Below are 12,673 nucleotides of genomic sequence, written 5' to 3'. Positions count from 1 at the left end.
GGGGCCGCTTTGTGCTAGTTAGCTAGCGTGCTTACTTGGCGAGGTGACGGCGCACCGCGAGGGCGGTTCCGCCGCCGCCAAGGCCGAGGGCCGCGGCAGCCAGCAGGCCGAGCGCCGGAACACCGGTGACCGGGAGCTCAGGCTCCGGGGTCGGCTTCGGCGGCTTGCCCGGGGTCGAGGGCTCCGGAGCGTGCGTCGGCTCGACGGTGGGCTTTTCCGTCGGCTCCTCAGTGGGCCTATCGGTCGGCTTCTCCGTCGGCTCCTCAGTGGGCTTATCGGTCGGCTTATCGGTCGGCTTCTCTGTCGGCTCCTCAGTGGGCTTATCGGTCGGCTTCTCCGTCGGCTGCTCGGTGGGAGTCTCGGTGGGCTCCTCACTCGGCTCACCGGTCGGGGCTACGCCGGTGCACAGGAAGGCGTGCGAAATGCGCTTGCCGCTGATCGGCGAGTACTTCTCACCGATGACCGGGTTCCAGAACTGGTCGTTCACCGTGGCAGACTTCAGCACGAGCAGCACCCACTCGCCACCCTGCTTGTTCTCTGGGACCCGAAGGTAATCTGACTCCTCCTCGAGCTTGATGCACTTGGCATCGTCGTAGCCCTTTTCAGCCAGAACGTTTTCCCAGTACCAGGCATGGTTCTGATCCGAGTCGTAACCGGGCTCCGCCATGGCAGGACCCGCCAACAGGCCAACACCCAAGGCAGCGGTGCCGACGGCCGCAAAAATGCGCTTCATAAGAGTCTTCCTCCCGAATAAACTAGGTCAGGCAGATTTAAACAGAGATTCTCCCTGCTTGCACAGGCTGTTCTCTTGATTCGGGATAGGAGTCTGGCTTTCTTACGCAAATGTATACGGCACGGAACACGCCGCGCCCAAACTCAAATATGTGCACTTGCCCGGAGACTATGTGCACCGACATCTGTCACTGAGTACCGCTGCCGGCGCACGTGAGCCTAAGTGCAAAATTCCACACCACGTTATGGAATACCCACGCAGGCTTCTGAAACTCCGTGGCGGCAATGGCCCAAAAAGTCAATCCCCGGGACCATGATTTTCCCATGATCCCGGGGATTTTTCGTGCGGTAGCGGTGGGATTTGATCCCAACACTCCACCGCTAGCCATCCGATTGAGCCTCTACCTACAGTTGCGGAGTTCTCATTGTCGAATCCAAGGCATACGGTCGCTCACGCCCTGGAGCTAACACCCCCGTGAGCAACATCGTGGGCTTCGCGGCCGCTAGTCGGTGACTGATAACTGAATCGACGGGTCGGAGACGACGAACCAGTCGGTACCGTCCGCCTCCCTGAAAAATTCGACGATCGCTAGCGGTGAGCCCGCCGTGCGGAAGGTCGTCGTGTACGTGACCGAGTGACCGCCGATGAGGTTACCGGAGCAATCCGCGAGCTTGCGATCCGACTCCGATTTCACGATCTCGGCCTGCACACCCTCCCGCGTCCGTCCGGAAAGGGAAAACCCTGCGACGCTATCGCACGTGAGGGGCTGCAGATCGCCGCCATTATTCTTCCACTCGGTCTCGACGATCCAGTCGGAGGCGGGCTCCCCATTGCTGAGGACAACAACGTGCTGGGCTTCGACGAACAGCTTCACGGTGACGTCGAGCCCGTCCGGGGTCGTGAACGATTCGCCGGGATTGCGCTGGACCACCTCTGAGGCCTCCACCGTGGCGGTCTGACTCGCCGGAGGTGAGCTCGATGGGGTCGGGGTGGAGGTACAGCCCACGATGAGGGCGGCCACGGCCATAAGCGCTGCAGCTCGTTTCATGGCTCCAGGGTACCTCTCACGCAGCCACGATGACCTAACCACAAGCGTCATCAACCACGAGATGACGCCAACCTCAACACGAGCACCGCCGCATACCCACCGGTGTTGAGTTCCGCGTCAGTAAACGACCGACGTAACCTGCATCTGGGCGGCGAATTGGTCAGCCTGCGCCTCGTTTGCCCCTACCTCTGCGGCATACGCATGACCTGTTGGGAATTAACGAGTGTTAGCCGAGTGCCCCTCGACAGACTTCCCTAATCCCATGGCGGCGAGGGTCCAAAAAACAATCCCCGGGACCATGTTTTCCCATGATCCCGGGGATTTTAAGTGCGGTAGCGGTGGGATTTGAACCCACGGTGGCTGTTAACCACACAGCATTTCGAGTGCTGCACCTTCGGCCGCTCGGACACGCTACCTTGCCGGATTATCTTAGCTGGCCGACGCCAGCCTAACAAAACCCAGGTCATGTGATCCCGAACGCGACGTCGCTGTGGGAGACTCGCGTCATGGCGGGCGGGAGCACTGGGGCGCGCAATGTGTGGGGCTTCGGCCTGGGGACCCTCGGTCGCGATATGCTCGCGGCGCTCGTCGCGATGTACCTCATGTTCTACCTGACGGAAGTGCTCGACATCTCCGCGAGGGCCGTGGTGGCGGTGACGGCAATCATGGTCGTGATGCGGATCTTTGATGCCGTGAACGACCCCGTCATGGGGATCATCGTCGATAACACCCGCTCGCGGTGGGGAAAGTTCAAGCCGTGGATCTCGATCGGGGCGCTGGCGTGGGCGGCTGCCTCAATCCTCATGTTCGCCGACTGGGGACTTGAGGGAACGACATTCCTGCTCGTCTTTACGGTCGTCTACCTGCTGTGGGAGATCGCCTACACCGTCAATGACATCTCCTACTACGGCATGCTGCCGAGCCTGTCGCGCGATAAGAAGCAGCGTGAGCGCATCGGGGTCGTCGCCCGAATTTGCGCGAACATTGGGCTCTTTTCCCTCGTCGTTGGGGTGTTGCCGCTGACCAAGGCGCTTGGGGAATGGACGGGTTCGGTGCAGCGGGGATGGTTCACGCTCGCCGTGATCCTTGCGGTCATCATGCTCGCCTTCCAGGCGATCACGCTCGTTGTGGCCAAGGAAGAAATCCGGATCGAGCAGCCGCCTACGACTCCGCTGCGGGAGTTGTTCTCCGTTATCGTTCGCAACGACCAGCTGCTGTGGGTCACCCTCGCGATGGTCATGTTCATGACGGGCTACCTGGTGACGACATCGCTCGGGATCTACTACTTCCGCTATGTCTATGGCGATGAGGACATGTATTCGATCTTCGCGGCGGTCCTTGGCATCACCCAGATCGTCGGGCTCGCAATCTTTCCGCTCATTGCTCGATTCCTTACCCGTCGTCAGATTCACCTCCTTGCGACAGCGCTGTGCATCGCGGGCTTCGCACTGTTCTTCGTCGCCGAATCCTCGATGGCGCTGATCGGAGTTGCGGGGGTCCTGCTGTTTTCCGGGCAGGCGTTCATTCAGCTCCTCATGTTGCTGTTCATCGCGGATTGCGTCGAGTACGGCGAATGGAAGCTCGGGCGGCGCAATGAGTCGATCACGGTCTCGCTGCAGCCGTTCATCTATAAGGGGTCGAACGCGCTCGCGAGCGGCATCGTTGGACTGACGCTCCTCGCCAGTGGGATCGCGTCGCTGTCCTCCGATGATGAGGCGGCATCGATATCTGCCGGCGGCGTGTTCGTCGTCAAGATCGCCATGATGCTGCTCCCGCTCGTTCTGACCGCGACGAGCTGGCTTATCTTGCGCGCCAAGTACCGCATCGATGAACCGACCTATGCCCGCATCGTTTCCGACCTGAAAGAGCGCGAATCATGACCGGCTCCATCACTCGCGACTCGAGGCTCAAAGACGTCTACGCTCACCCGCTAGGGCGCGACATCATCGACAAGGTGTTGCTGCAGCTGGGCCGCTCACGCACGTGGGTGACGAATCCGCTGGTCTCGGCGGTCTCGCTGAACCAGATCGACCGACTCCTTGGGCGCATCATCGGGCCCGGCTTCATCGATACGCTCATCACGCTGCTCAATACCGAGACCGCGACGCCTCCCGCTTCCCACACAGCTACCGAGATCCCCTGGTGGAAGGAAGCCGTCTTCTATCAGGTCTATCCGCGCAGCTTCCAAGACTCCGACGGTGATGGCATCGGGGATTTGCGGGGCATCATCTCGCGCCTAGATTACCTCGCGTGGCTGGGGGTCGATTGTTTGTGGCTTTCCCCCATCTTTGACTCCCCTAACGAGGACATGGGCTACGACGTGCGCGATTACCGCGCGATCATGGCCGAGATGGGCACGATGGCTGACATCGAGGCGCTCATCGAGGGCTGCCACGAGCGCGGCATGCGCATTATCTTGGACCTCGTCGTGAACCACACCTCCGATCAGCACGACTGGTTCCAGGCCGCCCTCGCCGACCCGGAGGGCCCCTACGGCGAGTATTACTTCCTGTGGCCCGGTAGCGCGCAGCCGCCGAATAACTGGGAATCGTTCTTTTCTGGCTCGGCCTGGCGATACCTTCCCGAAGCCGACCGGTGGGCATTGCACCTGTTTGCGCCCGGCCAGCTCGACTTGAACTGGGACAACCCCGCGGTTCGCGCAGAAATCGCCGACATCGTCCAGTTTTGGCGGGCCAAGGGAGTGGACGGCTTCCGCATGGACGTCACCAACTACATCTCGAAATCGCCGGGGCTGCCCGACGGCAACGAGTTCATCGGGCAGCTCATCGGGTTTCGCGGCATCGAGCACTATTTCTACGGCCCCAAGTTGCACGAGTACCTGGCCGAACTGCGTCGCAACGGGTTTACCTCACCCGATGGGCAGGTGGGTGTCATGATCGGGGAAACTCCCGGCATAGGCGTGGAGACCGGGCAGCTGCTGTCCGGGGCCGAGCGAGGCGCACTCGACCTCGTCTTCAATTTCGATGTGCTGGAGCCGCCGGGCAAGATCAGGTGGGACGACTACCGCTACGACCTCGCCTATCTCATCGAGTTCTACCGCGACTACCTCACGCGGATTTCGAGCAGCGACTGGATCGCGCTGTTCGTCGAGAATCACGACAACCCGCGCATGATCTCCAAGGTGCTGGGCAGCGCCGACCGGGATCCGTTGTTGCGGGATGCCGTCGGTATCGCGATCGCTACGATTCAGCTCACGCTGCCGGGCACGCCCTTCATCTTCCAGGGCCAGGAAACCGCGTCGGTCAACCAGCCGTTTTCCAACATCAGCGAGCTGCGCGACGTCGAATCACTCAACCGCTACGCCGAACTGCTCGCGGCGGGGATGAGCGAGGAGGCGGCATGGGCCCAGATCATGGCGGGCTCGCGCGACCACGCTCGCGTGCCGCTGGCCTGGGAGGTCGACGACGGTTTCACGACGGGCGCGGCGTGGCTTGCCGAAACGGTCGCGGGCCCGGGTTATTCGGTCGCCGAGCAGCGAGCAAACCCCGACTCGGTCCTCAACGCCTACCGGCGGCTCATCTCGCTACGCCGCGACCATCCGGCCCTCGCGACCGGCGAGGTGAGGTTCCTTGCCAGCGGTCAGCGCGGCTATGCCGCGTGGCTTCGAACCTCGCCCGACGGCACGGAGCGCTGGCTCGTCGAGGTCAATACGACCGGCAGGCGCATTGCGCGCCGAATACCCGAGGGCCCCTGCGAGATCGTGCTCGGTCCGCCGACGCGCGGCGCGACCATGGCACCGTACGAGGCCGTCGTTGCGCGGCTGCGGCCCCGCTAGCTTCGGCGCTCGTCGAAGAATTCGGCCATGAGCGCTCCGGCGGCGGCCGCTCGTACACCCGCGATAACCTCGCAGCGGTGGTTGGCTCGCGTATCTCGAACGACGTCGCGGATGGAGCCGCACGCACCAGTCTTGGGCTCCCACGCGCCAAAGATGACCCGGTCAACGCGGGCAAGAACCGCCGCGCCCGCACACATCGTGCACGGCTCGATCGTCACGACGAGCGTGCACCCGGCAAGGCGCCACTGCCCGCGCACCGCGGCGGCTTGACGCAGCGCCAGCACCTCGGCATGCGCGGTCGGATCGCCTGCGGCCTCCCGCTCGTTCTTGCCGCGGCCAATGACCTGTCCGGCCTCGTCGATGACGACGGCGCCGATCGGGATATCGCCCGCCAGCCCGGCCTGCCGGGCAAGGGCGAGCGCCTCGTCCATCGCGTCGCCAAAGCGCATCTCGGCCCACGGTTGGGTCCGTGCGTCATCACCGCTACTCACGCAACCACGGTACCGTTAAGACATGCGCTTGCACGTTGCTGACCACCCGCTCATTGCCCACAAATTAACGGTTCTTCGCAAGAAGGACACGCCCTCTGCGACGTTCCGGCTACTCGTCGACGAACTCGTCACGCTGCTCGCCTACGAGGCCACCCGCGATGTCGCCACCGAACCCATCGAGATCGAGACCCCGGTCGCCCGCACCAAGGGCACTCACCTCTCCCTGCCCAAACCCGTCGTCGTTCCCATCCTGCGCGCCGGACTCGGCATGCTCGACGGCATGACCCGGATGCTCCCCACCGCCGAAGTCGGCTTCCTTGGGATGAAACGTGATGAGGAAACCCTCCTCGTCGACACCTACGCCAACCGGTTGCCCGAGGATCTGTCCGGCCGCCAGGTTTACCTGCTGGATCCGATGCTCGCGACGGGTCACACGCTCATTGACGCGATCGAGTTCATGCTGGAGCGCGGCGCCCGCGACGTCACCTGCGTGTGTCTGCTTGCCGCCCCCGAAGGCCTGAAGAACCTCGAAAAGGCCGTCGGCGACCGCGCTGAGGTCACGATCGTCACCGCTTCGGTCGATGAGAAGCTGAACGAGCAGGCCTACATCGTTCCGGGCCTCGGCGATGCGGGCGACCGCCTCTACGGCATCGTCGACTAAGGATGAGAAACGAAGAACGTGAGATGATGGACCGTCGCGCTACCGCCCTCGTGATCGCTACCCTCATGCTCGCTGCATGCGGAAAAGCCGAGCAAAGCGCCCCCTCCAATTCGGCCCCGGCGCAGTCAGCCTCGCCACAGGCAACCGACACCGCCACGCCGAACCCCACTGAGGCCGCGCCCTTTACGGTCGACGGAGCAGCCATAGGAAACATCACCGACGGGTGCATAGACCATGACAGCGGCCCTCTCATCACGACGAGCGGTGACAAAGACGGCGAACCCCATAACCTTAGGGTGCAGATCGCCGGCGACTCGCTCGTCGAAATCTCGCTCGCAACCTCAGCCGATTCTAACTTCGGCTGGGGCACCCATTACTTCGGCGCCGATCCGCAGGTCAGTGTCGCGAACAATGTCTGGACCATCGACGCCGAGCTCGCGAACTACGACGGACATCTCGCGACAATCCATGCGGTGGTTGACTGCTCCGGTGGCGCGGGCGAAACCTCAGGTGATCTCTACACCCCGGTTGCCGATGCCACCTATGCCCCGGAAACTCTCAAACGCACCCAGCAGGTCAGCCTTGAGTCCGAGCTCGCTGCCACAACTCCCTCGATCACCGTCAATGGCGAGTCTGGCCACAACGTCAAGGCACGCAAATGCGAGGAACTCGAGACCGGTTCAACCGAAGTCGGCGTCGACTTCGAATTGAACGGTACGCCAATGTACCTGACATGGGCCTTTGTGAATCCCACCATCCCAAAGATTGCCGAATTTGAGCCGGGACCCGGTCGCCCCGCGCTGTTCTGGAGCGGCGGCGCCACCGCTTACCCGAAATCCGGGAGCGACAAGAACACCTACGTTCTCAAGGGGATCCTTTATGACGACGACCACCCTGAGAACCGCGCCGACATCGTCGTCACCACCGTCTGCGAATAAGCTGCACACAGCCGTGTGTGCCCCGGGTTTATTCCCCGGGGCACACACGGCAGTTGCGACTAGTTCTTCGAGGAAATAACCTCGCCGTTGGGCCAGGTCTTCTTGATGAAGTCGGCGACCTCGTCACCATGCAGGATCTCGTCGAGCTTCTTCAGCGCATCGAGCTTTTCGCCCTCCTCGTTCGAGCGGTATGCCACGAGGTTGGCGTAGGGGTTGCCGTCAACGGATTCTAGAACGATCGCATCATCGGAGGGCTTCAGGCCACCTTCCAGCGCGAAGTTGCCGTTGATGATGGCGATGTCGACATCCGGCAGGACGCGCGGCAGTGCCGGCGCCTCGGTCTCGACGAACTCGAGCTTCTTGGGGTTGGCCTCGGCGTTGCCGTCGTAGTCGACGATCGAGACGTCGTCCTTGTCGATCTTCTGCAGCGCGCCTTCCTTCACGAGCAGGTCGAGCGCTCGCGCCTGGTTCGAGGGGTCGTTGGAGATGCCGACCTTGGCGCCATCGGCGAGCTCCGAGATGTTCTTGATCTTCTCGGAGTAGATGCCGTAAGGCTCGATGTGGACGCCCTCGAAGTGCGAGAATTCGTAACCCTTGTCGGCGATCTCGGCCTCGAGGTAGGGCAGGTGCTGGAAGTAGTTGGCGTCGAGGTCACCCTCAGACAGCGCAACGTTCGGCTGGACGTAGTCGGTGTATTCGACGATCTCCAGGTCGAGTCCGGCCTTTTCCGCCAGACCCTCATTCTTGACGAAGTTGAGGATCTCGGCGTGCGGCACCGGGGAGGCTCCGACGATCAGCTTGACGGGAGCGCCGCCCTCAGTAGCCGAGGCCTCCCCTGCTGCCGGAGTCGTGGGGGAATCGGTAGAACCGTTACCGCCGCAGGCGGCGAGGGTGAGGGCGGTCGCCGCGGTGATGGCGGCAATCGAGAGGCGGGTGGTACGTGAGCGAGACATGGAATGTCCTTTCGGGTAGCTCAAATGGAGGTTCATGAGGTTGGGGTTGTGAGGGTGCTGGCCTGAAGCTGTTCGCTCCGGTTGGCGGGTGCCTAGCGGTGGTCCACCAACCGGCTCAACATGTCGCCCATCATCTGCACGAGCTGGACGATGAGAACGATGATGACGACGGTCGCGATCATCGTGTCGGTCTGGTAGCGCTGGTAGCCGTAGTTGTAGGCAAGGGTGCCAAGCCCGCCGCCGCCGAGGACGCCCGCGATCGCGGAGTAGCCGACGATCGTGATGATGAGGACCGTAATGCCCTGGACGATTCCGGGCAGGGCTTCTCGTACCTGCACACCGAACATCACCTGGCGGCCGGTGGCGCCCATCATCGTGGCCGCCTCGACCTTGCCCGGATCGACGGCAAGGACGCTCGTTTCGACGAGGCGCGCGAAGAACGGGATTGCCGCGACCGCAAGGGGCAGCACGGCTGACGTCCACCCGATCGCCGAGCCCATGACAAAGCGCGTGAAGGGGATGAGCGCAATCATCAGGATGATGAAGGGAATCGAACGCCCGACGTTGACGATCGCCCCGAGGACCGAGTTGACGGTCCGGTTGGCAAGGACGCCACGCTTGGAGGTGGCGACGAGCAGCAGGCCGAGCGGCAACCCGAGCAGGACCGTGATGAGTGAGCTGAGGCCCGTCATGTAGAGGGTCTCCAGCGTCGCGGGCCACAGCCGGCGCGAGATCGCGGGGTTATCGAACCAGGTCGGCTTGTCCGTAGCGAGCAGCCGAGTGGCGATATCGGCGAGGGCCGGGGTGTGGCTGGCGCTGACGGCAGCGGCGTATCCAAGAATGCTCACAGCTCGACCTCCACTCCGTTCTCGCGGCGGATCTGCACCGCATGGCCTTCGCGCCACAGCGCGTCGCGCGCCTCACCGGCGACGTCGGGCGGGACGGATACCGCGAGGCGTCCCACCTGCGCGGAGCCGATGGTCTCGAAGGTTCCGGCCGCGATATCGCCGCCGAGATTCGCAACGGCCGAGAGCACGCGCGCGCCCGTAGGCTCGCCAGGGTGGGAGGTGAACATGACGTCCAAGATGGTGTAGCCATCGAGGTAGCCGTCGTCGGGGATCGACGGCGGCGGTACCAGGGCGCGTGCCAGTCGGCTCGTCTTATCGGAGATGATCTCCTCGAGCGTGCCGGTTTCCGCGACCTCGCCGGCGCTCAGCAGCGTCACCGAGTCGCAGATCTCGCGCACGACGCTCATCTCGTGGGTGACGATGACGATCGTGACGCCGAGCTGATCGCACACCTCGCGCAACAACTGCAGGATCGAAGTCGTCGTCTCGGTATCGAGCGCGGAGGTCGGCTCATCGGCCAGGAGCACCGGCGGGCGGGTCGCAAGGGCTCGCGCAATGCCGACGCGCTGCTTCTGCCCGCCCGAGAGCTGGGAGGGATAGGAATCTCCCCTGCCGGTCAGGCCGACGATCTCCAGGAGTTCGGCTACGCGCTTAGCAATATCGCCCTTCGGAGTGCGCATGATTTGAAGCGGGTAGGCGATGTTCTTCGCGGCGGTGCGCTGGTCGAACAGGTTGACGTGCTGGAAGACCATTCCGATACGGCGGCGCAGCGCGCGCCGGGAGCGGGCGTGGGCGGCGGATACTTCAACATCGTCGACGACGACGCGGCCCGAAGTGGGGGTGACGAGCCCGGTCAGGCAGCCGACGAGCGTCGACTTTCCCGCGCCAGAAGGACCTACGATGCCGTGAATGGTGCCGCGTGCGACGCTCAACGTCACGTCGTGCAGGGCTGTCACGGAGCCGTAGGTCTTACCAACTGACTCGAGGGTTATCACCGGGTGTGCCTCCATCGGTCCCGGCGGTAGCACCCTCGCCCGTAATGGGGGGTTGCTGCAGCGTCATCGAGCCGGGTCTCTCAGCTGCTCTGGATGGTTCCGACGCTAGCTTAAACGAAACTTCGCGCTGCGTGCGACCATGGTGTGAGAATTGAGTCATGAATCTCAGCGAGCTACCCCGCGTCCCCGACATTCTCGACGGCTATATTTCGCGACAATTTCGCGTAACAGAAGCCCCCTCGATGCCGCGTGCGACGACGGCCACGCTGGTCCACCATGCGGAACTCCTGCCTGATGCGCAGCGAGCGATTCTCTACCTGCCGGGCTATTCCGACTATTTCTTCCAAACCGAGCACGCGACGGCGTGGCGCGAGCGCGGGTTTGAATTCTTCGCACTCGACATGCGAGCCCAGGGCCGCAACCTCCTGCCCGACCCGCAAAGCGGGGAGGTTCCACTGCCGGAATACCTGCCCGACCTGCGCATCCGGCACGAAGACATCGCGCTCGCGATGCGCGCGCTACGCGAGCGCTACGACCAGATCGCGATCCTCGGCCACTCCACGGGCGGCTTGCAGGCCGTCATGTACGCCTACCTCTCCTCCCCCGCCGCGCACCCCACGCGCTCGCGCGGGCTGCCGGATCGCACGCGCCACCCGCTCGCGCCCGACGCGTTGATCCTCAATTCGCCATGGTTCGGCCTCAACGCCAATCCCCTCACGCGCCTCGCCGCGCCGCTCGGCGTCGCTGCCCTCGCTCGCATTGCGCCGACCCAGCAGGTAGCGACCCTCGACCCGGCATACACGCATGACCTCATCGAGTATGACTCCGGGCGCTGGGGCATCGACCCGATGCTGAAACCGATCGACGGCTTCCCCATGCGGGCGGCGACGCTCGCCTCGGTGTGCTCCGCCCAGCGCCGCCTCGCGCGTGGTCTTCACCTCGATATCGCGACCCTCATTTGCCACTCCGCACGCTCGGGCAATAACTCCCACCCCACCGCCGACGAAGTGGCGACAAGCGACGTCGTGCTCGACGTTGCGGACATGACCGGTCGCGCGATGTGCGTAGGCGTGAACGCCCAGACATACGCCATCGAGGACGGGAAGCACGATCTCGCGCTCTCGGGGCCCGCGGCGCGCGAGACCTACCTGCGGCGCATCACCGACTTCGCCGATCTGACGCTCTTTAGGGCGTGAGCATCCCGGCCGCGATGAGCTCCGCGGCGACGTCCTCGATGAAATCTTCGATCGCTTGCCGCCCCGCGACGGGACCGCCCGCGAGATAGGAATCCGTGCCGAGGAGCATCGCGCTAGGCGTCGCAAGGCGCATTGCCCGCGCCGTCCTGCCTGCCGGATCGCGCACGACGGTCACGGCGGCGCCCGCGCGCTCGGCGGCCGCGTCATCGTCGTCAGCGACGAGCGCGACGACCTCGACGACGTCATCGAGCCGTTCGCGGTAGTGCGCGAGGCGATCGGTGACCTCCTCGCACGCGTGGCATGCCGAGGTTATGTTCACGAGGACGACGGCGTGCTCGGTCGCGAGGTAGGGTAGCGCGACGATCTCGCCGTCGGCACGTTGCACATCGAGCACGGGAACGGCCGAGCGCACATAGTCGTTGCGGCGCGCCTGAAGCTCGGCTTCGGCCTGCCGATAGGCCTCCTGCACGCCCTCATCGCGCGCGCCGGAGCGCTCGCCGGCCAGGTAGCCCCACGCCGCCAGCAGCCCGGCCGCGGCGACGGCGACGCTCGCCGCAAAGCCCACCGGGTGCGCCGCGGCGTAATCCCACGGCCCGACGCGCATCAGGTGCGCGGCAAGCGCCAGGCCCGCGAGCGCCAACAGTCCGAGGTTGCGAGCCACGGTCGCGTACGACATGGGAGCCGAGGACTCGCCAAAGCAGTGGCAGGGCGTGCCGCGTCCCGAGGCGACGGCCGCGGTCACGAGCAGCGTGAAGATGATCAGCAGGGCGAGCAGGCCCGCGGCCGCAGCGACGCCGAAGGCTGCGGGCAGCAGCAACGCGATCGCAAGGCCGAGCTCCACGATCGGCAGGGCGCGCACCGCCCACGGCTTCGCGAGCGCGCGCGGCACGCCGAGCCGCCGCCACGTCGCGATATCGCGCCCGATGCCGGGCGAATGACGCAGCTTGCCAACGCCGCTGCCAATGAAGGCAGCGGCGAGAAGAATCGTTGCAACAGTGAGGGCCACGCTTGCAG

At 64.2% G+C, this 12,673-nt stretch carries 12 protein-coding genes, 1 tRNA gene and 1 riboswitch; of the genes, 5 read left to right on the top strand and 8 right to left on the bottom strand.

The genetic code is table 11. From position 1 onward, the window contains the following. Nucleotides 1–31 precede the first annotated feature (31 nt). The 3 genes from MUN85_RS12590 to MUN85_RS00505 all read right to left on the bottom strand — a co-directional run bounded on the left by MUN85_RS12590 (nucleotide 32) and on the right by MUN85_RS00505 (nucleotide 2,197). Nucleotides 32–733, bottom strand: coding sequence for a hypothetical protein (locus MUN85_RS12590; protein WP_284500791.1), 702 nt, complete (start codon nucleotides 731–733; stop codon nucleotides 32–34). A 502-nt stretch (nucleotides 734–1,235) separates the two neighbouring features. After that, nucleotides 1,236–1,781, bottom strand: coding sequence for a hypothetical protein (locus tag MUN85_RS00510; RefSeq protein ID WP_250504901.1), 546 nt, complete (start codon nucleotides 1,779–1,781; stop codon nucleotides 1,236–1,238). Between the two features lie 330 nt (nucleotides 1,782–2,111). After that, a tRNA-Ser gene (locus MUN85_RS00505) sits at nucleotides 2,112–2,197 on the bottom strand. Between the two features lie 90 nt (nucleotides 2,198–2,287). On the opposite strand from MUN85_RS00505, the gene MUN85_RS00500 reads away from it, so the two are divergent. Together MUN85_RS00500 and MUN85_RS00495 are read left to right on the top strand one after the other, a co-directional pair. Then, nucleotides 2,288–3,661 (top strand): glycoside-pentoside-hexuronide (GPH):cation symporter, encoded by a 1,374-nt coding sequence (locus tag MUN85_RS00500; protein WP_250504900.1) that lies wholly within the window; start codon nucleotides 2,288–2,290, stop codon nucleotides 3,659–3,661. After that, a complete protein-coding gene (locus tag MUN85_RS00495; RefSeq protein ID WP_250504899.1) occupies nucleotides 3,658–5,577 on the top strand; it encodes an alpha-glucosidase in 1,920 nt (639 codons plus the stop codon). Before MUN85_RS00500 ends, MUN85_RS00495 begins: the two co-directional genes overlap by 4 nt. Here the strand turns inward: MUN85_RS00495 and MUN85_RS00490 are convergent. Beyond that, a complete protein-coding gene (locus MUN85_RS00490; RefSeq protein WP_410002420.1) occupies nucleotides 5,574–6,068 on the bottom strand; it encodes a nucleoside deaminase in 495 nt (164 codons plus the stop codon). The two genes, MUN85_RS00495 and MUN85_RS00490, sit on opposite strands and share 4 nt — an antisense overlap. Nucleotides 6,069–6,090: 22 nt before the next feature. Between MUN85_RS00490 and upp the strand changes: the two genes are divergently transcribed. After that, nucleotides 6,091–6,729, top strand: a complete 639-nt coding sequence (upp, locus tag MUN85_RS00485) for a uracil phosphoribosyltransferase (RefSeq protein ID WP_250504898.1) — start codon at nucleotides 6,091–6,093, stop codon at nucleotides 6,727–6,729. 2 nt (nucleotides 6,730–6,731) lie between these two features. Beyond that, on the top strand, nucleotides 6,732–7,667 hold the full coding sequence (locus MUN85_RS00480) for a hypothetical protein (protein ID WP_250504897.1): 936 nt from the start codon (nucleotides 6,732–6,734) through the stop codon (nucleotides 7,665–7,667). Between the two features lie 59 nt (nucleotides 7,668–7,726). On the opposite strand, the gene MUN85_RS00475 is transcribed toward MUN85_RS00480, so the two are convergent. The 3 genes from MUN85_RS00475 to MUN85_RS00465 all read right to left on the bottom strand — a co-directional run bounded on the left by MUN85_RS00475 (nucleotide 7,727) and on the right by MUN85_RS00465 (nucleotide 10,463). Beyond that, the gene (locus MUN85_RS00475) at nucleotides 7,727–8,620 is read right to left on the bottom strand and encodes a MetQ/NlpA family ABC transporter substrate-binding protein (protein ID WP_250504896.1); all 894 of its coding nucleotides are present in this window, start codon (nucleotides 8,618–8,620) and stop codon (nucleotides 7,727–7,729) included. A gap of 92 nt (nucleotides 8,621–8,712) precedes the next feature. Then, the gene (locus MUN85_RS00470; protein WP_431603529.1) at nucleotides 8,713–9,468 is read right to left on the bottom strand and encodes a methionine ABC transporter permease; all 756 of its coding nucleotides are present in this window, start codon (nucleotides 9,466–9,468) and stop codon (nucleotides 8,713–8,715) included. Continuing rightward, a complete protein-coding gene (locus tag MUN85_RS00465; protein ID WP_250504895.1) occupies nucleotides 9,465–10,463 on the bottom strand; it encodes a methionine ABC transporter ATP-binding protein in 999 nt (332 codons plus the stop codon). Before MUN85_RS00465 ends, MUN85_RS00470 begins: the two co-directional genes overlap by 4 nt. A gap of 8 nt (nucleotides 10,464–10,471) precedes the next feature. Further along, nucleotides 10,472–10,563, bottom strand: a riboswitch (SAM riboswitch). Nucleotides 10,564–10,621: 58 nt separating this feature from the next. Here MUN85_RS00465 and MUN85_RS00460 point away from each other — a divergent pair. Next, entirely contained in the window at nucleotides 10,622–11,659 is a 1,038-nt protein-coding gene (locus MUN85_RS00460; RefSeq protein ID WP_250504894.1) for an alpha/beta hydrolase, read from the top strand. Here the strand turns inward: MUN85_RS00460 and MUN85_RS00455 are convergent. Beyond that, nucleotides 11,649–12,665, bottom strand: a complete 1,017-nt coding sequence (locus tag MUN85_RS00455) for a MauE/DoxX family redox-associated membrane protein (RefSeq protein WP_250504893.1) — start codon at nucleotides 12,663–12,665, stop codon at nucleotides 11,649–11,651. The two genes, MUN85_RS00460 and MUN85_RS00455, sit on opposite strands and share 11 nt — an antisense overlap. Nucleotides 12,666–12,673 lie beyond the last annotated feature (8 nt).

The organism is Bowdeniella massiliensis (assembly GCF_023634005.1).
Classification (GTDB): Bacteria; Actinomycetota; Actinomycetes; order Actinomycetales; family Actinomycetaceae; genus Bowdeniella; species Bowdeniella massiliensis.
This window is presented reverse-complemented; position numbering and strand designations above follow the sequence as displayed.